Source organism: Streptomyces sedi (assembly GCF_006335015.1).
In the GTDB taxonomy this organism is placed as follows: Bacteria; Actinomycetota; Actinomycetes; order Streptomycetales; family Streptomycetaceae; genus Streptomyces; species Streptomyces sedi.
This window is the reverse complement of the sequence record NZ_VDGT01000014.1, coordinates 42178-63148: the sequence shown is the minus strand read 5'-3', so window position 1 is coordinate 63148 and position 20971 is coordinate 42178. Positions and strand designations below refer to the sequence as shown.

Sequence of the window (20971 nt, the reverse complement as noted above, 5' to 3'; positions counted from 1 at the left end):
CGGCCCCCGCCCGACCACCCACCTTGCCGGTGCGGAACCGTGGCCGCCTGCCCCCCGCCACGAATGCACCGCGCAGTTCCCCGCGCCCCCTCAAGCCGCCCACCGCCGGTGAAGGGGCGCGGGGAACTGCGCGAGCAACCACACACCAGACCGCGGACGACAACCCACCCCGACCGGCAAGGTCAGTAGTCGACCAACCCCCGCCACAAATGCACCGCGCAGTTCCCCGCGCCCCTCAGGCCGTCACCGGCCCAGCGTGAACCCGCACCTCAACGAACACGCCCACCACCACCAGGGGCGCGAGGAACTGCGCGAGCAACCACCCACCAGGCCGCACCCGACACCCCACCCCGACCGGCAAGGTCACCGCTCCGTCGGCGCCGATTCCAGAGGCCCGGCGGACTGCGCCGGCAGCGGCGCCGTGCCCAGCGGCAGGCGCCGCATCAGCGCGGCGCGTTCCTCAGCGAACGCGGGGTCCGCCGCGTAGTCCCCGTGGCCGAGGATCGGCTCCGGCAGCGGCGAGCGCAGATTCCGGCCGTAGTGCATCGGGTCGGCCAGCGCCGGCCGGTCCACCGCCGTCTCTTCGCCCTCCGCGACGCGGACCCGCCCCCCGATGGGGTCGGTCTCGCGCCACAGGTTCCGCCAGCACGGCACGTCCCCGTGGAGCGCGCGCAGCGCCTGCGGGCCGAAGTAGGCGGGGAACCACCGCCCGTAGAGCCGTTCCAGCGGTGAACCGTGGGTCAGCAGCGCGATGCGGCTGCGCGTCGCGGCGTCCAGCTGCCAGACCGCCGCCGCGGCGAGCACGCTGCCCTGGGAGTGACCGGAGATGACCAGTCGCCCGCCGGTGGTGTCGATCCAGGTGCCCATGCGCCAGGACAGGTCCGGCACCGCGCGCTCGGCGTAGCACGGCGGTGCGAACGGGTGCGCGGCCCTGGGCCAGAACGTGCCGACGTCCCACAGGATGCCGATGGTGCGGCGCGCGCCGGCGTCCCGGTAGGCGCGGCGGCCGAGGGCCAGCAGCAGTATCACGCCGAAGCCCATGAGCCAGGAGCCCAGCGCCTGGCACGCGTCGGCGACGGCCTCCAGGACGGCCGGGCCGCCGTCGGCAGCCTCGGACGGGGTCTCGCGGGTGAGCGTGCCGGCCACCGTTCCCAACCCGAGCAGCAGGCTCATTCCGGCGATCCAGCCGACCAACGGCCCGGCGGACTCGGTGAGTTCGGCGCGGGCGGTGGCCGAGGCGATCCGGCGGCTGCGGTCCGTGTCCGGCGCGCAGGACTCGTCGGGGTAGCGGTCCCTGACCGTGGGGGCCAGCTCGTCGCGCCGGCGCACCACGCGGCCCACGGCGACCAGCGCGAGGACGACCACCACCAGCAGCAGCGGCGGGATCGCCGCCGCCTCCCAGCTGAGCATCACCGGCGGTCCGGCGATCCGCGCCTCGGGCGCTCCCGGCGCGGCGGACGGATCGAGCCAGTCGGCGATCCGCTGCGCCACACCGCCGGTGAAGACGCCGCCCAGCGCGCAGGCGAGCAACGCGACGGCGGCGCCGCCGAGCCCGAGCAGCACGCCGCGTTCCCCGTCGCGGGCCTGCCGGTGCAGCCGGAACGCGACCCAGGCGAGGGCGACCACGAGCACGCCCTGCGCGACGACCAGCGCCGGGAACACCTCGCTGCCCAGCGGCAGTCGGCCGGAGCTGGACCAGTCGGGGCGGCTCCAGGCGGTGTGCGCCAGCACCAGCACCAGCAGCGCCATCGCGCCCCAGGGCAGGGCGCGGGCGGCGGGCGGCTCGGGGCGCTCGTCGCGTTCGTTCTCGCTGCGGCCGTGGCGGATCTGCTGGACCAGCAGCACCAGCCACCCGGCGACGGTGAACGCGGTCAGCAGCAGCCCGACGCCCGCCACCATGGGGTCGCCCTCCGCGCCCCGGTCGTGGACCCCGGTGGCATAGACCAGGGCGGTCGCGACGGTCAGCAGGCCGGCGGCGGTGTGCCCGGCGCGCAGCCGTGCGACCAGCACCCTGCCGTACCAGAAGCCGGGCAGGCTCAGCGCCGCGTCGTCGCCGTCGGTGCGCGGCCTGACCGGCGGGGAGGCGGACTCGTAGGCGCTCCAGGTGCGGTGGGAGAGCCACCACAGCAGCACGAGCAGCGCCACGGGCAGCAGGCTGCCGAGCAGCAGCCGCCGGCCGGGCTGCCCCCACCAGGGGTCGGTCGCCCACGGCTCGATCCACGCGGCGCTCGTCGCGCAGGACTCCACGCCGGCGCACTGCCAGGCGATCAGGTCCAGGGAGACGGCGCACGCGCCGGCGGTCAGAAGCACGGTGAGGGACAGCGCGGTCAGCCGCACCAGCAGGTCGTAGTGGCGGTTGGTGCGCTCCCCGGTGCGGCCCGAGGGGCGCATCCAGTGCGCCACGTTGACGATCATGAACGGCAGCAGCAGCAGCCACAGCGCCCGAGTGCCGTTCCCCGAGGTGAGGTTGGACCAGGAGTACGCCTCGCGCACGGGGCGCGCGTCGTCCCAGGGCCGGTCGTCCAGGTCGTCCGTTCTGCGGTGGACGCTGGCGGTCGCGTCGCCCGTGATCCGGGTGGTGCGGGCGTCCTCCAGCATCTCCTGCGGGGTGGCGCCGCCGACGCCGTGGACCAGTAACTCCATGGCGGGCTCCGTCCCTTCGAGCCCCCGCGCCCCGGACGCGCCCTCCCCCGCCGACTGCCGATCCGTCATCGTCTCCCCTGCCCGGCACGCACGGCGCGTGCCTGCCTGTCTGGAACTCTCTCCGCTGAGGCCGTGGCGAACCGCCTCCGAAGGGTTGATGTCACCATGGCAGGATGTGGCGCACCGAGGAGGTGGGAGGTCCTGTGAGCGACAACCAGAACCTGCTGGCGGGCCAGCGGCGGGCGCTCATCCTGGACGAGGTGCGCCGCAGGGGCGGCATCCGGGTGAGCGAGCTGACACGCATGTTGCAGGTTTCGGACATGACGGTCCGTCGGGACCTCGACGTGCTGGCCAGGCAGGGGGCGTTGGAGAAGGTGCACGGCGGGGCCGTGCCCGTTCCCGAACGCCGCACGCACGAGCCCGGATTCGAGGCCAAGTCGGCGCTGGAGCTGTCGGCCAAGAGCGCGATCGCCCGGTCGGCGGCGAGCCTGGCGACTCCGGGGAGCGCGGTGGCGCTCTCCGGCGGCACGACGACCTTCGCCGTGGCGCACGAGCTGCTGGAGGTACCGGAGTTGACGGTGGTGACCAACTCGGTGCGGGTCGCCGACGTGTTCCACCACGCGCGCCAGGCGGGCGACGCGGGCGCGGGGCAGGACGGGGGTGACGCGGCGCGGGTGGTGCTCACCGGCGGGGTGCGCACGCCGTCGGACTCGCTGGTGGGTCCGGTGGCGGACGCGGCGATCGCCTCGCTCCACTTCGACGTGCTCTTCCTCGGCGTGCACGGGCTCTCGGTGGAGGCGGGGCTCTCCACGCCGAACCTGGCGGAGGCGGAGACCAACCGGCACTTCATCCGTTCGGCGCGACGGGTGGTGGTGGTGGCCGACCACACCAAGTGGGGGACGACGGGCCTGAGTTCGTTCGCCTCGCTGGACGACGTGGACACCTGGGTGACGGACGGCGGGCTGCCGGACTCCGATCGCGAGGAGGTCGGGGCGCACCTGGCCGAGCTGCTGATCGCGGGCGGCGAGACGTCGGACCAGCGGCCGGCCTGAGGGCGGCCCGAGGGCGACCTGAGGCCGGGCGCCGCCGCCGCGACCGGTGGCCTCGGCCGGATTGTCAGTGGCCGCTGCCAGAATCGCTCGGGTGAGCGAGGAGCGGGTGGCGCACTGCGCGTTGGCTGAGTATCCGGACGGCTCGGCGCGGGTCTGCCCGTTGGACGCCGCCGGCCGTCCGGCCGGCGCGGTGCGGGTGGAGCGGGACGCGGTGACGGCGGTGCGCGGGCGGCCCCTGGTGACGCGCTGGGTGTGGCGGGCGACGTCGGCGGTCTATCCGGAGCTGCTGGCCGCCGGGGTGCGGGTGGAGCGGTGCCACGACGTGGAGGCGGCGGAGGCGCTGCTGCTGGGGCACGAGGGGGCGTGGGGGCGGCCCCGTTCCCTGGGAGCGGCGTGGGCGCGGCTGCGGCGGCTGCCGGAGCCGGCCGATCCGCCGCCGGGGGCGCCGAACGAGCAGCCGTCGCTCTTCGAGGCGGCGCCGGCGCCGCTGCCGGGGGACGCGGACCCGATGGAGGCGCTGCTGGCGGTGTACGCCGGGCAGCGGGAGCGGATCGGGCTGGCGCGGCATCCGGAGCGGATGCGGCTGCTGCTGGCGGCGGAGTCGGCGGGGACGCTGGTCGCCGCCGAGCTGCGGGCGGTGGGGCTGCCGTGGCGGGCCGACATCCATCGGCGGCTGCTGGACGAGCTGTTGGGCGAGCGCTTCCCCGGCGGGTCGGAGCCCCGGCGGCTGGCGGAGCTGGCCGAGGAGGTGTCCTCGGCGTTCGGCGGGGGCACGCGGGTGCGGCCCGACCTGCCGGCCGAGGTGATACGGGCGTTCGCCAGGGCCGGGGTCCGGATCGGCAGCACCCGCGCCTGGGAGCTGCGGGAGGTGGACCACCCGGCGGTGGCGCCGCTGCTGGAGTACAAGCGGCTGTACCGGATCTGGACGGCGCACGGCTGGTCCTGGCTGCGGGAGTGGGTGCGGGACGGGAGGTTCCGCTCGGAGTACGTCGTGGGCGGCGCGGCGTCGGGCCGGTGGACGACGCACGGCGGCGGCGCGTTGCAGATCCCGAAGGTGGTGCGTCGCGCGGTGGTGGCCGACCCGGGGTGGCGGCTGGTGGTGGCGGACGCGGCGCAGTTGGAGCCCCGGGTGCTGGCGGCGATCTCCCGCGACCGCGGTCTGATGGCGGTGGCGGCCGGCTCCGAGGACCTGTACGGCAGGCTGGCCGGGCAGGCGGGCGGCTGGGACCGTTCGGCGGCGAAGCTGGCGCTGCTGGGGGCGATCTACGGGCAGACCTCGGGCGACGGGCTGCGTCATCTCGCCGACCTGCGGCGGCGGTTCCCGGCCGCGGTGGCCTGCGTCGACGAGGCGGCGCGTGCCGGGGAGCGCGGCGAGCCGGTCCGCACCTGGCTGGGGCGCACCTCCCCGGCGGGGGACGAGGACGCCGAGGGGGTGGGCGCCTCGGCGCGGGCCAGGGGCCGCTTCACTCGGAACTTCGTGGTCCAGGGCTCGGCGGCCGACTGGGCGCTGCTGCTGTTGGCCGCGCTGCGCAGGGAGTTGCGGGGGTGCGCGGCGGAGCTGGTCTTCTTCCAGCACGACGAGGTGGTGGTGCACTGCCCGGCCGAGGAGGCGGAGCGGGTGGTGGCGGCCGTCGCCGGTGCGGCGGCTTCGGCGGGGCGGCTGGCGTTCGGGGACGTGCCGGTGGCGTTCCCCTTCACGACGGCGACGGTCGAGTGCTACGCGGACGCGAAGTAGCGGGTGCGGGAGAGCCGCCGGCCGTTCCGGGCGCGCCGGCCCGCCGGCCGGCGCCGCCCCCGGCGGCTCCCCTCGGGCGGGCACACCCGCGGGCGGGGCCCCGCCCTTCTTCCTCCCACCCCGCGCCAAGGGTGGGCCACCCGCGCCGGGACCCCGCCCGGAGGTGACCGGGTCGCCGCCGCACCGATGAGTTTCCGCGGCCGGCCAGGTCCACCCTCCGGCGGTCGCCCGCGGGAGGCGGCGCCGGTATCCGAGGAGAGGCAAGGGACATGGAGCGGGAGAACGTCAACGGGCTCGGCATCCTGATCTGCGGCACCGAGATCGAGGAGCTGATCGCGTGGTACCGGGCGGCGTTGGAGCCGCTGGGCGCCCGTTGGGAGGAGCATCTGCTGGCGGTCGGCCCCGGCGCCGTCATCGGCTTCGACCGGCGGGACGACGTCGCCGAGCGGGCGGCCGAGCCGGGCCGGACGCTGGTGAACATCACGGTGCGGGACATCCGCGCCGCCGAGCGCCATCTGAACTCGCTCGGCGTGACCTGGGTGCGGCCGGTGGAGGAGGTGGGCGGGGGCTGGTACTTCTCCACGATCACCGACCCGGTGGGCAACTACCTCCAGTTCCTCCAGGGGCCGGTCGAGCCGTGAGACGCGGCGGTCAGCTGGTGTAGCCGGCGGGCATCTGCTGGTCGGGTACGCCGTGGCGGGCGACGGCCTCGGCGGCCCGCGCCAGCCGGGCGGCGGCCTCGTCGGCGACGGGGCCGCGCACGGTGAACGGCAGCCGGACGTAGCCCTCGAAGGCGCCGTCGACGCCGAAGCGCGGCCCGGACGGCAGCCGGACGCCGCACCGTTCGCCGGCCTCTGCGATCCGGGAGCCGGAGAGGCCGCCGGTGCGCACCCAGAGGGTGAGCCCGCCGGGCGGCACGGTGAAGTCCCAGTCCGGCAGCCGTCGGCGCAGCGCCCGCACCAGGTCGGTGCGGCTGGCCCGGATCTCGTCCCGGCGCTGGGCGACCGCGTCGTGCCAGCCGCCCGAGGTCAACAGCCAGCTGACGGCGAGCTGTTCGAGGACGGGGCTGCCGAGGTCGGCGTAGGCGCGGCGGGAGATCAGGCCCCTGATCACCTCGGGGGCGGCGCGGACCCAGCCGATCCGCATCCCGGCCCAGATCGACTTGCTGGCCGAGCCGACGGTGATGACGCCCGCGCCGCCGTGGTCGAACGCGCTCATCGGGCGCGGCATCCGGCGGGCCGGCTCCTCGTCGAGCGCGAGGTCGACCATGGTCTCGTCGACGACCAGCGTGGTGCCGGCCGCCCTGGCGGCGGCCACCAGCTCGCGGCGGCGGTCCTCGTCGGCGAGTGCGCCCGTCGGGTTGTGGAAGTCCGCCACCACGTAGGCCATGCGCGGCGCCGCCTCGGTGAGGGTGCGCCGCCAGGCCGCGAGGTCCCAGCGGGGCGCGGCGTCCGCCATCGGCACGGGGATCAGCCGCGCGCCGGTGTCGCGCATCAGCTGGAGGACGTTGGCGTAGGAGGGGTGCTCGACGGCGACCCGCTCGCCGGCCGCGAACATCCGGCACAGCGCGGCCATCGCCCCCATCGCGCCGGTGGTGACCATGATCTGTTCGGGCATGGTGGGCACGCCGCGCTCGGTGTAGCGGTCGGCGAGGGCCCGGCGCAGGGCGGGCAGGCCGGCGGGGAAGTCGCCGTGGGTGGCGGCGGCGGGCGGGAGTTCGGCGAGCGCGGCCTGGCAGGCGCGGGTCAGCCAGGGTTCGGGCGCGGGGAGCGCGGCGCAGCCGAGGTCGATCATCGAGCCGACGGCCTCGGGCGGCAGCGGTTCCAGGCCGCGCGCCGGCAGCGGGCGGCCGGCGGGGACGGCGGTCCAACTGCCGGCGCCGCGCCGGGACTCCAGGAAGCCCTCGCCGCGCAGCGCCTCGAACGCGGCGGCCACGGTCGTGCGGCTGACGGCGAGGGCGCCGGCCAGCTCGCGCTCGGCGGGCAGCCGCGCGCCGACCGGGACGCGGCCCTCCAGCACCAGCAGCCGCACGCCGTCGGCGAGCGCGCGGTAGGCGGGGGCCTTCCTGGAGCCGCCGGGCGTCCGGCCGTAGCCGTCCTGGGAGTGGAGCAGCCGCGCCAGTTGGCCGGTTCCGACCGTCGAGGTCCACTCAGCCATGAAAATCGGTCCACCTTACTCGGATTGGACGTACCACCGGCCCGAGATCAGGCCAGAGGCTAGCTCTCAGTCAGTCCAATTCAACCAGAAGGACTTGCCCGATGAGCCGGTTGTCACGCCGCCTGGTCCAGCTCTATGTCGGCCTGCTGCTCTACGGCGCGAGCGCCGCGCTGCTGCTGCGGGCCGGCCTGGGACTCGTCCCGTGGGACGTCTTCCACCAGGGGGTCGGCGAGAGAGCCGGCCTCTCCCTCGGCCTGGTGGTCAACATCACAGGCGTGCTGCTGCTGTTGCTCTGGTGGCCGCTGCGCGAGCGCCCCGGGCTCGGCACGGTCTCCAACGTGCTGCTGGTCGGGCTCTCCCTGGACGCCACGGCCGCCCTCGTCCCGCCGGTGACCTCGCTGGCCGGACAGATACCGCTGATGCTGGGCGCGGTGGTGCTCAACGGCCTGGCGACCGGCCTCTACCTCTCGGCCAGCTTCGGCGCCGGCCCCCGGGACGGCCTGATGACGGGGGTGAGCCGGGTCGCCGGGCGCTCGGTCCGGCTGGTGCGGACGAGCATCGAGGTCCTGGTCCTGGCGGTCGGCATCGTCCTCGGCGGCACGGCCGGGGCGGGGACCGTGGTCTACGCGGTGGCGATAGGGCCGCTCGCGCAGTTCTTCCTGCGGGTGCTGGCGCCGCCCGCCCCCGGGGGCGACACGGGCGGGAGAATGGATTTCGAAGACCGGGGCAAGCGGGGTACTGTACGCCTTTGGTCCCGCCGGGTGGACCGTGACAACGAGCCATCCTCTGCGGACGCCGGGTGACATCCCCTCTCAGATGTGACAAACCGGGCGACGGTGGGTACAAGAAGGGTCGGTACGACGGGCGACGTATGACCTACGACGGGAATCTTCGCCGCCGACCGGACGTTGACCTGATTGATGATGACAGCGACACCTGTCCTGTGGGCGACCAGCCCGGGAGGCACGATTCATGAGTGAGCGAGCTCTGCGTGGCACGCGGCTCGTGGTGACCAGCTACGAGACCGACCGCGGTATCGACCTCGCGCCGCGTCAGGCGGTGGAGTACCAATGCCAGAACGGCCATCGCTTCGAGATGCCGTTCTCGGTGGAGGCCGAGATTCCTCCGGAGTGGGAGTGCAAGGTCTGCGGCTCCCAGGCCCTGCTGGTGGACGGCGAGGGCCCGGAGGAGAAGAAGGGGAAGCCCGCGCGGACGCACTGGGACATGCTGATGGAGCGGCGCACCCGCGAGGAGTTGGAAGAGGTGCTGGCCGAGCGGCTGGCGGTACTGCGTTCGGGCGCGATGAACATCGCGGTCCACCCGCGCGACAGCCGCAAGTCCGCTTAGGCGGCCGGGCCCCCGCCCGCGGGGAGCCCCACAGAGACACGGAAGGCCCGGGTCACCGTTCGGTGGCCCGGGCCTTCGTGCCGTTCACGACGGCTCCATGGTCGGGTGGTGGTCAGGCGTCGGGTGGCGGTCAGGCGCGGCGGTCGCGGTCCTCGCCGGGCTCGTCGTCGTCGCGGACGACCTCGCCCTGGACGACACGGCCGTCCGGGTGGCGCATCCGCCGGCCGGCCTCCCCCGCCGCGCGGAACGCGGGCCCCACGGGCCAGGTGTGCCGCTCGACGGCGCGCGCGGCGGAGCCGCGGATCAGCTTGGCGGTCGGCGGGAAGAGGCACAGCAGCGCGACCACGTCGGAGAGCAGGCCGGGGACCATCAGCAGCAGGCCGCCCAGCATGGTCAGCACCCCACCGCCGGCCGGCGAACGGGTGCCCGGCTCCGCCGTCCCCCTGGCCTGCGCCGCCAGCCGCTGCCAGGCGCGCCTGCCGGCGTGCCGGATCACCAAAGCGCCCGCCAGGACCCCGGCGACCAGCACCAGGAAGACGGTGAGGCCGCCGGCCGCCTGGCCGAGCATGATCAGCAGCCAGATCTCCAGCAGCGCCCAGGCGGCCACCACCAGCGGCAGCAGGGCCAACGGGCCACGGCGGCGGCCGACGGCGCGCGTCGCGCCCGTGCGTCGGCCTCGGTACGGGTCAGGGCTCCCGGATGTCATGCTGCAAGTGTGCCTGGCGTCGGGGCAATCCACCGAGTCGGGCGGCGATTCCCCAGGCGGTCACCCGCCACAGCGCCTCGATCACGATGTCCCGGCTCATCTTGCTGTTGCCGTGCGCCCGCTCGACGAACGTGATGGGCACCTCGACCACCCGGTGCCCCGCCCGGATCGCCCGGTGGGCGAGGTCCACCTGGAAGCAGTAGCCCTGCGACGCCACGTCGTGCAGCAGCGCCTCGTTCAGCACCCGCGCCCGGAAGGCGCGGTAGCCGCCGGTCACGTCCCTGATCGGCAGGCCGAGCACCCGCCGCGAGTAGGCGCTGCCGCCCCGGGAGAGCAGCTGACGGTAGCGCGGCCAGTTGACGATCCTGCCGCCCGGCACCCAGCGGGAGCCGAGCACCACGTCGGCCGAGGCCAGGGCGGTCAGCAGCCGGGGCAGCTCCTCCGGCTGGTGCGAGCCGTCGCCGTCCATCTCGACCAGCACGCCGTAGCCGCGTTCCACGCCCCAGCGGAAACCGGCCAGATAGGCGGCGCCGAGGCCCTCCTTACCCGGCCGGTGCAGCACATGGACCCCGGGGTCGGCGGCGGCCAGCTCGTCGGCGAGCTTGCCGGTGCCGTCGGGGCTGTCGTCGTCGGCGACCAGCACCTCGCACGCAGGCATCAGCGCGCGCAGCCGTCTGACCAGCGGCGGGAGATTGTCCGCCTCGTTGTACGTCGGGATGACCACCAGGACCCTGCCCAGCGGCGGAAGGGCCCGCGCGTCCTCCCTCACCCGCTCACTCCTTCCGCTCTCCCGCACCGCCCTCGGCGGCCGTGTCTCTCCCGCCGGCCGTGTCTCCCTCGCCCGCGTCGGTCACGCCGGTCGCGCCGCTGGTGCCGCTCGCGCCTTTCCCACGGCGTGCCAGGCGCGGGCGGAGACCGGTCCAGGCCCAGGCCAGCAGGCCGCCCAGGGCCAACGACCACTCGGGGGCGGCGCCCACCCGGTCGGCGACCGTGCGGCCGTCGCGCAGCGGCAGCTCGGTGGTCAGCACGTCCTGGGTGAACTCCTCGGTGCGCTGCTCTATGGAGCCGTCGGGCCTGACCACCGCGCTGATGCCGCTGGTCGCCACGGTCACCACGGCCCTGCCGTGCTCGACGGCGCGCAGCCGCGACATGGCCAACTGCTGCTCGGGCTGGCCGGTGTTGCCGTACGTGGCGTTGTTGGTCTGCACGACCAGGGCGCGGGCGCCGTCGTTGACGGTGTCCGTGACGATGCCGTCGTAGGCGACCTCGAAGCAGATCACGTCGCCGAGACGGGCCGGGCCGACATCCAGCACGCCCGAGTGCTCGCCCGGCCAGAAGTCGCGCGGCACCCGGTCCAACCGGGAGATCACCGTCGACAGCTGGTCGCGGAAGGGCACGTACTCGCCGAACGGCACCGGGTGCTGCTTGGTGTACGAGTCGCCGGGCCCGCTCTCGGGGTCCCAGACGATGCCCTGGTTCTCGACGTACCCCTCCTCGGTCGGGTGGTCGACCAGGGCGCCCACCAGCACCGGAACGCCGATGGCGCGCACCGCGCTGTCGATGGCCGCGTACGCCTCGGGGCGGCGGTAGGGGTCGAGGTCGGAGGCGTTCTCCGGCCACAGCACCAGGTCGGGCTGGTCCGCGCGGCCGGCGGCGACATCGTCGGCGAGCCGCCGGGTGGCCTCGACATGGTTGTTGAGGATCATCATCGGGCGGCCGAGGAAGTCCATGCCCGGCTGCTGGACGTTGCCCTGCACGACGGCGACCCGCGCGGTGTCGTCCGCCGCCGTGGGCACCGGCACGGCGTAGCCGCCGGCGCCCACCGCCACGGCCAGGCCGACGCCGCCGAGCGCGGGCAGCGCCTCGCGGGGGGTGAGCAGGCCGGCGCGCCGCAGATGCCACAGGCGGACACCCGCCCAGGCCAGCAACGTGCCGGTGAGCGCGACGGCGAACGTGACCAGCGGCGCGCCACCGAGCGCGGCCAGCGGGGTGTAGGGGGTGTCGGTGTTGGCGAACGCCAGCCGCCCCCAGGGGAAGCCACCGAACGGCACCCGGCCCCTGGCCCACTCCTCCGCCACCCACAGGCAGGCGGCCCACAGCCACCAGGCGCGCATCCGCGCCGTGGCCGCGAGCCCGGCGCCGAGCGGCACGAAGAACAGCGCCTGGATGACGGACAGCCCGAACGTCGCGTCCCAGCCGACCACCCGCAGCCAGCTGAGCAGCCCGAAGAAGAACGGCAGACCCATCGCGAAGCCGAGCCAGCCGCCCCTGCGGGCGCTGCGCCCCCTGGTCAGCAGGGAGAGCGCGGCGACCGCGACCAGCGACAGCGGCCACACGTCGTAGGGCGGGAACGCGGGCACCAGAGCGAGGCCCGCGAGCACCGCGAGCACGGTGACCTGCCAGTCGTGCCGCAGGGCGGCGAGCAGCCGACGCGGCCAGCGGGGACGGCGCGCCGGAACGCCGGCGGCCGGCCCGGGCGGAGCCTCGGGCCGCACGCGTCGGTCGTCCGACTCGTCCCTGGTGGTCGTCTCTGGGCCCGATAGCACCACGGTCGTGGCCTCTCCTCAAGAGCGGGGCGGTGAGAAACGACCGTACCTCGAACGACGCGGGGGGCCGTCACCGGCAGCCGACAACCCACCTTGCCGGTGCGGGACCGGTCGCGCCCACCACGACCAGGGGCGCGAGAAACCCACCACCGAGGCGAGGACGACAACCCGCCCTGCCGGTGCCGGACCGCGGTCGTCCAACCCCCGCCACACACGCACCGCGCAGTTCCCCGCGCCCCCAAACAGCCCACCACGACCAGGGGCGCGGGGAACTGCGCGAGAAACCCACCACCGGGGTGCGGGCGACAACCCACCCCGCCGGTACGGCACCGTCGTCGTCCGACCCCCGCCACACACGCACCGCGCAGTTCCCCGCGCCCCCAAGCACGCCACCACCGACCGACCACGCCCACCACGACCAGGGGCGCGGGGAACTGCGCGAGCAACCCACCACCGGGGCGCGGGCGACAACCCACCCTGCCCATACCGGACCGTCGTCGTCCGAAACCCGCCGCCGGGGCGCGGGCGACAACCCACCCGGGCCGGCAAGGCCGGTGGTCGGCTCCCAGAAACCGTCGGAGACATCTGCGGGCCGGAGCCCGGCGCCCTTCGGTCCGACCCGGGACCCGCTGGCTGCGGGTCGACCGAAAGCCGTTGTCTACTGAGCGTCCGGGCCCCGCCCGGGTCGCACCAGCCGACCGGGCGGTGCCTCCCGTCCCCGTGCCGCGGACACTGGACCTGGCTCCCGGTGGCGGGGCGCCGGGTTGGCGCCCGCCCTCTGGCCCAGCAGCGTTCGACGACTGCGTGAAGGTGCGCCGGCCGGACGTCCTGTGGTGGACCCGGCCGAACCTACCCCCGGAGGCCCGCTGGCTGTCAACATCCGTCTCACCAGGGCGTTTTCCTGAAAACGGCAGGTCAGTGCCGAGCACCGGCCGCGTTCCCGGCGCGGCGGTAGCCGTCGTTCGGCGGTATCGGCCGGGACCGGGATCACTCGTTCAGCCGGTCGTACACGGTCCGCCCCCCGACCACGGTACGCAGGCAGCGGGGCAGCGGGGAGCCGGGGGTGAGGTCGGGGAGCCCGGGGGTGCCGGAGCGCGGGTCGGTTGACCAGCGGGCCACCCGGTCGTCGGGGGCCTGGACGAGGAGCGGCCCGGTGTCCCAGAGCGCGTAGTCGGCGGGCGCGCCCGGCACCAGCACGCCGGCGTCGTCGCGGCCGACGGCGCGCCACCCGCCCCTGGTGTGCGCGGTGAACGCGGCGCGCACCGAGATCCGGTGTTCGGGCGTGCGGTGGTACGCGGCGGCGCGCACCGCGCCCCAGGGGTCGAGCGGGGTGACGGGCGCGTCCGAGCCGAACGCGAGGGGCACCCCGGCGCGGGCCAGCGCCGCGAACGGGTTGAGCGCGGCGGCCCGTTCGGCGCCGAGCCGGTCGACGTACATGCCGTCGGACCCGCCCCAGGCGGCGTCGAAGGCCGGCTGGACGGAGGCGACCAGGCCGAGTTCGGCCAGTTCGGCGACGAGGCCCGCGGTGAGGAGCTCGGCGTGTTCGACGCGGTGGCGCAACGCGCGCACCCGTTCGCGGCCGACCCGGTCGGCTGCGGCGCGCACCCCCCGCACGACGGCGGTGACGGCCGCGTCGCCGATGGCGTGGAAGCCGGCCTGGAGTCCGGCCTCGGTGCACAGCGCGACATGGGTGGCGATCTGCTCCTCGGTGAGGTGGGCCACGCCGGTGTCGGTTCCGCCGTCCGCGTAGGGCGCGCACAGGTGGGCGGTGCGCGAGCCGAGGGAGCCGTCGACGAAGAGGTCCCCGGCGGCCCCGGCGGCGCCCAGCTCGGCGATGCGCAGGGCGTCCTTGGGGTCGGTGACCAGCTCGGCCCAGTAGCCGAGGACGCGTGGCCCCGGCTCGTCCTCGGCGAGCCGCAGGAGGGCGAGCAGGTCGTCCTCGCTGGAGATCTCCGGGCCGCCGCACTCGTGGAGCGCGCCGATCCCCAGGCTCGCCGCGTGGGCGCGGGCGGCGCGCTGGGCCTCGGCACGGCGCCCCGGGGTGAGGGCGCCGAACGCGTGTGCGCGCACCGCGTGGTGGGCGTCGCCGGTCAACGGGCGGTCGGCGGCGTATCCCTCGCGGTCGGTGACGCCGGGGACGAGGTCGAGCAGGGCGGTGGTGGCGAGCGCCGAGTGGACGTCGACCCGGGAGAGGTAGAGGGGGCGTCCGCCGGCGGCCTCGTCCAGCTCCGCCCGTCGGGGGGCGCGGCGTTCCGGCCAGCGCGCGGAGTCCCAGCCGTGTCCGAGAAGCACCTCCCCCGCGGGCCGGGTCGCCGCGTAGGCGCGGACGGCGGCCAGCGCCGCGTCGAGGGAGGCGGCCTCGGTGAGGTCGAGGCCGGTGAGCGCCAGGCCGGCGGCGGTGGTGTGCACGTGGGCGTCGGTGAACGCGGGGGCTACCAGGGCGCCGTCGAGGTCGACGGTGTGGTCGGCGCTGTCGGCCAGGGCGTCGGCGGCGGCCTCGGAGCCGAGCCAGGCGACGCGGTCGCCGGTCACCAGCATGGCGGTGGCGAAGGGGTCGGCCGGGCTGTGGATCTCGCCCCGCCGCAGCAGCGTGGAGGGTGCCGTGGCGGAGGTGGTGCGTCGGGTCATGCCCGCTAGTCTCGCGCCCGCCGCGGGGCGCCGGGCGCGGTGGGGGTCAGATCCGGGGCGGGCGGGCCTCGTAGGGGGTGGAGAGGACCACGGTGGTGCGGGTGGAGACGCCGGCCAGGGAGCGGATGCGGGCCAGCAGGTGCTCCAGCTCGGCGGGGGCGCCGACCCTGACCTTGAGGATGTAGCTCTCGTCGCCGGCGACGCTGTGGCAGGCCTCGATCTCGGGGACCTCGGCGAGCCGGTCGGCGGTGTCGTCCGGGGCGCTGGGGTCGAACGGCTTCACGGAGATGAACGCGGTCATCGGCAGCCCGACGGCCTCGGGGTCGACGAGCGCGGTGTAGCCGCGGATGACACCGCGCTGTTCGAGCCGGCGGACGCGCTGGTGGACGGCGGAGGTGGAGAGGCCGGTGGCCCTGCCCAGGTCGGTGTAGCTCATCCGCCCGTCCTTGACGAGCAGTTCGACGATGCGCCGGTCCAGGTCCTCCGATAGGTCACTCACGAGTCCGTAACCTACCCGCACGGCGGGCGGGGCGCTGGACGCTTTCCGGGCGTTCGGGACGGGGCGGGCGGGCCGGCGGGCACGCCCACCCCGGAGGGAACAACCGTTCGTCGCCGAAATGTGACGAAGACCACCTTCCCTCGTCGACAGGGCGGCCTGACGGGTGATTATCCGCCGATCGGCACGGGCAACTCTTGCAGTGGCCATCGGATGTGCCATCCAAGGGGGATAAATGCCCACTGCTCAACCACCCCGACGCACCGGCGCGAACGGGCGGCGACTCGTCGAGGCGATCGAGGCGTTCGAGCCGGAGCACGACCCGACCGACGCCGAGGCGGCGCGGGCGGTCTGCCCGGACTGCTCCCGCTCGATCGCCCTGGAGACGGCGGACGCGCCGCTGCCCTCCCACGCGCTGGTCGCCACCCCGTGGCAGCCCTTCGGGCTGACCGTCTGCCCCGGCTCCGGCCGGGAGCCCGCCGCGACCGACTGGGCGCTGACCTGGACGCGGCCGGCGCACGGCGACTCGCGGGCGCTGGCGGCGCTGCCGGAGGGCCTGGACTGGCGGCTCCAGCCGTTCTCCCACGCCTCGGGCCCCGCGCCCGCCCTGCGGCAGGCCGCCTGAGCGCTCAGTCCCCGGCGCACGCCCCGTCGAGCAACTGCCGTGCGATGACCAGCCGTTGGATCTGGTTGGTGCCCTCCACGATCTGGAGCACCTTCGCCTCCCGCAGATAGCGCTCGGCCGGGTAGTCGGCGCTGTAGCCGTACCCGCCCATCAGCTGGACCGCGTCGACGGTCACCCGCATCGCGTGGTCGGTGCAGAACAGCTTGGCCATGGCGGCCTCGGCGGTGAACGGGAGACCCGCGTCCTTCAGCCGCGCCGCGGAGAACAGCAGCGCGCGGCCGGCCTCGATCCCGGTGGCCAGGTCGGCCAGCAGGAAGCGGGTGCCCTGGAAGTCGCTGATCGGGCGGCCGAACTGCCGCCGCCTGACGACGAACGCCGTCGCCTCCTCCAGCGCCGCCCTGGCCAGCCCGACCGCGCAGGCCGCGATGCCCAGCCGCCCCGCGTCGAGCGCGGCCAGCGCGATCGACAGGCCGCGCCCCAACTCCCCCAGCCGGCGGCCGTCCTCGACCCGGACCCCGTCGAAGTGCAGCTGTGCGGTGGGCGATCCGCCCATGCCCATCTTCCGTTCCGGCTTCGCCGCCGTCAGCCCGGGCGCGTCGCCCGGCACCAGGAACGCGCTGATGCCGCCCGGGCCTTCCTCGCCGGTGCGGGCCAGCACGGTGTAGAAGTCGGCGATCCCGCCGTGGGTGATCCACGCCTTGGTGCCGGTGATCACCCACTCGTCGCCGTCGCGCACCGCGCGGGTGCGTAGGCTGGCGGCGTCGGAGCCGGCGGTGGGCTCGGAGAGGCAGTAGCCGCCGAGGAGTTCGCCGCCGAGCATCGCCGGCAGCCAACGGGCGCGTTGCGCCGCGTCCCCGAAGCCGGCCAGTGCGTGGCAGGCCAGGGTGTGCACGCTCACCCCGAGCCCCACGGTCAGCCGGGCGGCGGCCAGCTCCTCCAGGACCCGCAGATAGTGCGCGTAGGGCTGGTCGCCCCCGCCGTACTCCGTCGGGTAGGGCAGGCCGAGCAGTCCCGTCCTGGAGAGCAGGGCGAACGTCTCGCGGGGGAAGACGCCGGCCTCCTCCTCCTCGGCGGCCGGCGGCCTGACCTCGCGGGCCGCCACCCGGCGGGCGAGGGCGAGGAGTTCGTCGGCCTCGTCCCCGGCGGGCGCGGGGCGGGTCGGCATCTCGGACGGCATGGTCACCATGGTTCCTCCTGGGCGGCGGGTACGGGTGGCCCGCCGGGCCGCGCGCCGGGGGTTCGCCCGGGCGTACGGGTGGCGTTTCGTCGGTGCTGAGCAGTGAACCAGCGCGCGGCCCGTTGGTCGAGCGGGCCGCCGCCGGCGCGGGCGGTCGTGGCGGGCGGCGCTACTCCGGGCAGCCCGGGTTCTCGGCGGGTTCGGAGAGCGGCGCGCCGTGCGGGACCACATAGGTCGCGTAGAGGACGACGGGCTCGTCGCCGAGATTGCGGCCGACGTGGGCGTGGTCGGCGCCGTGCGGCTCGACCAGGGCGTCACCGGGGCCGGAGACCTCCACGGAGCAGTCGTCCAGGGTCCTGGTGAGGGTGCCGGACTCGACGACGCCGAGCAGCGGCCCCGCGTGAGTGTGCCAGTCGGTGGTGCCTCCTGGCGGGATGGTGATCACCTTCTGCGCGACGTCGGTCGGCCCCTCGGCGTCGATCGCGACACCCTCCGGGGCGAAGCCCTCGGTCAACGGCTCGACGACCGGCTCCCCGCCGGTCGCCGCGGTGTTCTCCGACGGTGCCGTCGCCGACGCGCCGGCCGTCGTCTCCGCCGCCGAGGAGGGGACGGCGACCAGTCCCCACGCCGCGCACACCGCCACCGGCACCGTCGCCCAACGCCCCCACCGAGCCCGCATGTCCATGGGTCCTCCGCCCTTCCGTGTCCGGCCCCCGCCCGCCACGGCGATCATGCCCCGCCCGTGGCCGCCCCAAAGACCGAGCTCCCCGGGCGCGGGGAGGCGGTGGGTGGTGGGCGCGCGCGGCGGGCTGGGGCCTCTCCGGAAAAAGGCCCTAGCCGGGCGGCGGGGCGCGGTGTCACAGTCGGGCTTATGGAGACGGACTGCTCATGGTGACGGACTGCTGATGGTGACGGACTCGTTGATCACCGGCGTCCGCGCCCGGTGGGCGGGATGGGCCGGGGTTCCGGCGTCGTTCCCGGGCCGGGGCGAGGCGAACGTCGTGGTCGCGCCGGAATCCGGTCTGTGCCCGCCCGGCTGGGTCGGCGCGGTGGTGCTGGGCGGCGCGGCGCTCGTGACCGCGCCGTCCGAGCCGACGGCGGAACTCGTACGCGCGACCCTGGGCGCGTTGCCGGCCGAGGCGCGGCAGGTCGTCTCGTTTGGATCTCCGCGGGGGCGCGGGGCGCTGCCGGTGGTGGAGGTGCTGGGGCCGGCGGCGCTGGCGTATGTCTCCGCCGAGTGGTTCCGTTCGGGGGTGGCCGGGGAGGCGGTGCCGGTCGAACGGCTGCCGGCCCGCCACGCCGAGCTGGCGCGGCTGGCGGAGCTGGCCGGCCGCGAGGAGGTGGGCGAGGCCGGCCTCGAAGGGATCACCTCGCCGGCGTTCGTGGTGCGGGACGGCGGCCGGGTGGTCGCCGCCGCCGGGTACGAGGGGTGGACGGGCGGCGTCGCGCACGTCTGCGTGCTGACCGGCGCACGGTGGCGGGGCCGGGGCCTGGCCCGCGCGACGGCCTCGGCGGCCGTCGCGCACGCACTCGCGGCCGGTCTCCTCCCCCAGTGGCGCGCCAGGGTCCCGGCGTCCCGAAGGGTCGCCGCCGCCCTGGGCTTCCGCGAACTGGGCACCCAGATCAGCCTGCTGCTGGCGGACGGCCAGCGGGGGTGAGCCGGTCGCGGCCGATCGGCGGCCGTTACTCGAAGCGGCCCGGGTCGCCCGCGCCGCGGCGGACGATCTCCGCCTCGCCGTCGGAGAAGTCGACGACCGTGGTCGGCTCGGTGCCGCAGTCCCCCGAGTCCAGGACGGCGTCCACCACGTGGTCGAGGCGTTCCTTGATCTCCCAGCCCTGGGTCAGCGGCTCCTCCTGGTCGGGCAGCAACAGGGTGCTGGAGAGCAGCGGTTCATCCAGTTCGGCCAGGAGCGCCTGGACGACGGGGTGTTCGGGGACGCGCACGCCGACGGTGCGGCGCTTGGGGTGCAGCACCCGGCGGGGGGCCTCCTTCGAGGCCGGCAGGATGAACGTGTAACTGCCGGGCGTGGCCGCCCTGATGGAGCGGAAGGCGGTGTTGTCGAGCCGCACGAACTGGCCGAGCTGGGTGAGGTCGCGGCAGACCAGGGTGAAGTGGTGGCGGCTGTCCAGCTGCCGGATCGTGCGGATGCGGTCAAGTCCCTCGGCGTTGCCCGGCAGGCAGCCGAGCGCGAAGCAGGAGTCCGTCGGATAGACGATCAGCCCGCCCTCGCTCAGGATCTGGACCGCCTGGGTGATCACGCGGCGCTGCGGGTTCTCCGGGTGGACGTCAAGGTATCTCGCCATGCGCCCGAGCCTAGGGCACCCGTCGCCTGCCCCCTGCCCGGCGGGCGGGGGCGAGGGGCGGGACATGGCCGGTGGCCGGTGGTTAGTGGTCAGTGGTCAGTGGTCAGTGGTCAGTGGTCAGTGGTCAGTGGTCAGTGGTCAGTGGTCAGTGGTCAGCCGACGGTTGTTGTCCGGGGAGGTGGTCGGTCAAGTGGTCGGTGAAGTGGACAGGCGCGGTGGTCAGCTGGTCAGACGCGGTGGTTTGGTGAAGTGGTCGAGTGGTCAGGCGCCGGTCAGGTGCTGGTCAGGCCCAGTCCTGGCGTGTCCACGGGGGTGGTCAGGTACCGGGCGACGTCCGCTTCGGTGACCTCGTCGAGGGTGGCCGGACGCCACCGGGGAGAGCGGTCCTTGTCGACGACCTGGGCGCGGACGCCCTCCGCCAGGTCGGGGCTGGCCAACAGGGCGCGCGAGACGTGGTATTCGGCCTCCAACGCCCGCTCCAGGCTCAGCCCGAGCCGGCGGACCCGGCGGACCGCGCCCAGGGTGACCTTCAGCGAGGTGGGCGACCGGGTCTCCAGGACGGAGGCGGCCCGCAGGGCCGCCTCCTCGGGGCGGTCCCGCAGGCGGGCGACGATCTCGGCCACGTCGTCGGCCGCGTAGCAGGCGTCGATCCAGGCGCGCGCCTCGGGCAGCGCCCCTGGCGCGGCGGGGGTCGCGTGGGCGGCGACCGCGCGTTCCGCCGGCGTCTCGGCGAGGTCGGCGAGGTCGGCGAGCAGCGCCGGGAGCGCCGAGGACGGCACATGGTGGTCGGCGAACCCGCAGTGCAGCGCGTCGCCGGCGGTCATCTCCCCGCCGGTGAGGGCGAGATGGGTGCCCAGCTCGCCCGGCGCGTGCGCGAGCAGCCAGGTGCCGCCGACGTCGGGTGTGAAGCCGATGCCGGTCTCCGGCATGGCGACCCGGGAGCGTTCGGTGACCACCCGCACGTCGCCGTGGGCCGAGACGCCGACACCGCCGCCCATCACGATGCCGTCCATCAGCGCCACATAGGGCTTGGGGAAGCGGGCGATCAGCGCGTTGAGCCGGTACTCGTCCCGCCAGAACGCGGCGGAGGCGGCTCCGGCGTCGACGGCGCCGGAGGTGGCGTCGCGGTGGATGGCGCGGATGTCGCCGCCGGCGCACAGGCCGCGTTCGCCGGCGCCGGTGATCGCGACCATCGCCACCTCGGGGTCGCCCGCCCACGCCTCAAGGGCGGCGGTGAGCCGGCGCACCATCGCGTGGTTGAGCGCGTTGAGGGCGCGGGGGCGGTTGAGGGTGACAAGTCCGAGTCGGCCCCGCCTGGTCAGCAGCACCTCGGGGGCGTCGGGGGTCGCTTCGCCTCGCGTCACGCGCGCGTCCTTCCTGCCGGCTTCCGGTCCTGTCCGGGCGGAGCGCTCCGCCCGGGCGGTCAACGCGAAGAGACTACGGCGGGGCGGCGGCCAGGAACCGGGCGGGAGGGCCTGACGGAAACGGCGCACGCCGGGTCGTCCGCGGGTCAGGGCCCGCGACCGACCGGGCGGGAGGAGGAGGCCACGGGGGG

The 20971-nt window shown here is 75.3% G+C and carries 18 protein-coding genes; 7 read left to right on the top strand and 11 right to left on the bottom strand.

The window, feature by feature from the left end; translation table 11 throughout:
• Positions 1-363: 363 nt before the first annotated feature.
• Positions 364-2712: a hypothetical protein gene (locus tag FH715_RS18625; protein WP_211367706.1), complete on the bottom strand. Its 2349-nt coding sequence runs from the start codon at positions 2710-2712 to the stop codon at positions 364-366.
• Between the two features lie 134 nt (positions 2713-2846).
• Between FH715_RS18625 and FH715_RS18620 the strand changes: the two genes are divergently transcribed.
• The 3 genes from FH715_RS18620 (at position 2847) to FH715_RS18610 (ending at position 6071) form a co-directional block, all read left to right on the top strand.
• Positions 2847-3695 (top strand): DeoR/GlpR family DNA-binding transcription regulator, encoded by an 849-nt coding sequence (locus FH715_RS18620; protein ID WP_139646777.1) that lies wholly within the window; start codon positions 2847-2849, stop codon positions 3693-3695.
• A 91-nt stretch (positions 3696-3786) separates the two neighbouring features.
• Positions 3787-5430, top strand: a complete 1644-nt coding sequence (locus FH715_RS18615; protein WP_246108832.1) for a bifunctional 3'-5' exonuclease/DNA polymerase — start codon at positions 3787-3789, stop codon at positions 5428-5430.
• Positions 5431-5699: 269 nt separating this feature from the next.
• Positions 5700-6071 carry a VOC family protein gene (locus FH715_RS18610; protein WP_139646773.1) on the top strand — a complete coding sequence of 124 codons (372 nt, stop codon included), beginning with the start codon at positions 5700-5702 and terminating at the stop codon, positions 6069-6071.
• Positions 6072-6081: 10 nt separating this feature from the next.
• Here FH715_RS18610 and yczR read toward each other — a convergent pair whose 3' ends face one another.
• A complete protein-coding gene (gene yczR / locus FH715_RS18605; RefSeq protein WP_139646771.1) occupies positions 6082-7587 on the bottom strand; it encodes a MocR-like transcription factor YczR in 1506 nt (501 codons plus the stop codon).
• Between the two features lie 101 nt (positions 7588-7688).
• Here yczR and yczE point away from each other — a divergent pair, with 101 nt between their 5' ends.
• Both yczE and FH715_RS18595 read left to right on the top strand, forming a co-directional pair.
• Positions 7689-8390: a membrane protein YczE gene (gene yczE / locus FH715_RS18600; RefSeq protein ID WP_170184763.1), complete on the top strand. Its 702-nt coding sequence runs from the start codon at positions 7689-7691 to the stop codon at positions 8388-8390.
• Positions 8391-8559: 169 nt separating this feature from the next.
• Positions 8560-8934 carry an RNA polymerase-binding protein RbpA gene (locus FH715_RS18595; RefSeq protein WP_097232556.1) on the top strand — a complete coding sequence of 125 codons (375 nt, stop codon included), beginning with the start codon at positions 8560-8562 and terminating at the stop codon, positions 8932-8934.
• Positions 8935-9064: 130 nt separating this feature from the next.
• On the opposite strand, the gene fxsA is transcribed toward FH715_RS18595, so the two are convergent.
• The 5 genes from fxsA to FH715_RS18570 form a co-directional block, all read right to left on the bottom strand.
• Positions 9065-9640 (bottom strand): FxsA family membrane protein, encoded by a 576-nt coding sequence (fxsA, locus tag FH715_RS18590; protein WP_139646769.1) that lies wholly within the window; start codon positions 9638-9640, stop codon positions 9065-9067.
• A complete protein-coding gene (locus tag FH715_RS18585) occupies positions 9621-10409 on the bottom strand; it encodes a polyprenol monophosphomannose synthase (RefSeq protein WP_139646767.1) in 789 nt (262 codons plus the stop codon). The genes fxsA and FH715_RS18585 overlap by 20 nt, the downstream gene beginning before the upstream one ends.
• A 4-nt stretch (positions 10410-10413) precedes the next feature.
• On the bottom strand, positions 10414-12186 hold the full coding sequence (gene lnt / locus FH715_RS18580) for an apolipoprotein N-acyltransferase (RefSeq protein ID WP_139646764.1): 1773 nt from the start codon (positions 12184-12186) through the stop codon (positions 10414-10416).
• Positions 12187-13173: 987 nt separating this feature from the next.
• Positions 13174-14814 carry an amidohydrolase gene (locus FH715_RS18575; protein ID WP_139646762.1) on the bottom strand — a complete coding sequence of 547 codons (1641 nt, stop codon included), beginning with the start codon at positions 14812-14814 and terminating at the stop codon, positions 13174-13176.
• Positions 14815-14860: 46 nt separating this feature from the next.
• Positions 14861-15313 carry an Lrp/AsnC family transcriptional regulator gene (locus FH715_RS18570; RefSeq protein ID WP_170184762.1) on the bottom strand — a complete coding sequence of 151 codons (453 nt, stop codon included), beginning with the start codon at positions 15311-15313 and terminating at the stop codon, positions 14861-14863.
• Positions 15314-15545: 232 nt separating this feature from the next.
• Here FH715_RS18570 and FH715_RS18565 point away from each other — a divergent pair, with 232 nt between their 5' ends.
• Positions 15546-15935, top strand: a complete 390-nt coding sequence (locus FH715_RS18565; RefSeq protein WP_139646757.1) for a hypothetical protein — start codon at positions 15546-15548, stop codon at positions 15933-15935.
• A gap of 4 nt (positions 15936-15939) precedes the next feature.
• On the opposite strand, the gene FH715_RS18560 is transcribed toward FH715_RS18565, so the two are convergent.
• Both FH715_RS18560 and FH715_RS18555 read right to left on the bottom strand, forming a co-directional pair.
• A complete protein-coding gene (locus FH715_RS18560) occupies positions 15940-17112 on the bottom strand; it encodes an acyl-CoA dehydrogenase family protein (RefSeq protein ID WP_139646906.1) in 1173 nt (390 codons plus the stop codon).
• 169 nt (positions 17113-17281) lie between these two features.
• Positions 17282-17797, bottom strand: coding sequence for a cupin domain-containing protein (locus FH715_RS18555; protein ID WP_139646755.1), 516 nt, complete (start codon positions 17795-17797; stop codon positions 17282-17284).
• 220 nt (positions 17798-18017) lie between these two features.
• Between FH715_RS18555 and FH715_RS18550 the strand changes: the two genes are divergently transcribed.
• Entirely contained in the window at positions 18018-18770 is a 753-nt protein-coding gene (locus FH715_RS18550; RefSeq protein ID WP_139646753.1) for a GNAT family N-acetyltransferase, read from the top strand.
• Between the two features lie 25 nt (positions 18771-18795).
• Here the strand turns inward: FH715_RS18550 and FH715_RS18545 are convergent, their stop codons facing one another.
• Both FH715_RS18545 and FH715_RS18535 read right to left on the bottom strand, forming a co-directional pair.
• Complete coding sequence (locus tag FH715_RS18545) at positions 18796-19416, bottom strand: L-threonylcarbamoyladenylate synthase (protein ID WP_139646751.1); 621 nt, start codon at positions 19414-19416, stop codon at positions 18796-18798.
• A gap of 272 nt (positions 19417-19688) precedes the next feature.
• Positions 19689-20780, bottom strand: a complete 1092-nt coding sequence (locus FH715_RS18535; protein ID WP_246108831.1) for an enoyl-CoA hydratase/isomerase family protein — start codon at positions 20778-20780, stop codon at positions 19689-19691.
• Positions 20781-20971: the final 191 nt, after the last annotated feature.

Bases quoted from the DNA above. Each gene is read 5' to 3' on its own strand.
- FH715_RS18610 (WP_139646773.1), top strand. From the start codon at position 5,700: ATGGAGCGGGAGAACGTCAACGGGCTCGGCATCCTGATCTGCGGCACC.
- FH715_RS18545 (WP_139646751.1), bottom strand. From the start codon at position 19,416: ATGGCGAGATACCTTGACGTCCACCCGGAGAACCCGCAGCGCCGCGTG.
- FH715_RS18560 (WP_139646906.1), bottom strand. From the start codon at position 17,112: ATGCCGTCCGAGATGCCGACCCGCCCCGCGCCCGCCGGGGACGAGGCC.
- FH715_RS18565 (WP_139646757.1), top strand. From the start codon at position 15,546: ATGCCCACTGCTCAACCACCCCGACGCACCGGCGCGAACGGGCGGCGA.
- FH715_RS18550 (WP_139646753.1), top strand. From the start codon at position 18,018: ATGGTGACGGACTCGTTGATCACCGGCGTCCGCGCCCGGTGGGCGGGA.
- yczE (WP_170184763.1), top strand. From the start codon at position 7,689: ATGAGCCGGTTGTCACGCCGCCTGGTCCAGCTCTATGTCGGCCTGCTG.
- FH715_RS18575 (WP_139646762.1), bottom strand. From the start codon at position 14,814: ATGACCCGACGCACCACCTCCGCCACGGCACCCTCCACGCTGCTGCGG.
- yczR (WP_139646771.1), bottom strand. From the start codon at position 7,587: ATGGCTGAGTGGACCTCGACGGTCGGAACCGGCCAACTGGCGCGGCTG.
- FH715_RS18595 (WP_097232556.1), top strand. From the start codon at position 8,560: ATGAGTGAGCGAGCTCTGCGTGGCACGCGGCTCGTGGTGACCAGCTAC.
- FH715_RS18625 (WP_211367706.1), bottom strand. From the start codon at position 2,712: ATGACGGATCGGCAGTCGGCGGGGGAGGGCGCGTCCGGGGCGCGGGGG.
- FH715_RS18555 (WP_139646755.1), bottom strand. From the start codon at position 17,797: ATGGACATGCGGGCTCGGTGGGGGCGTTGGGCGACGGTGCCGGTGGCG.
- fxsA (WP_139646769.1), bottom strand. From the start codon at position 9,640: ATGACATCCGGGAGCCCTGACCCGTACCGAGGCCGACGCACGGGCGCG.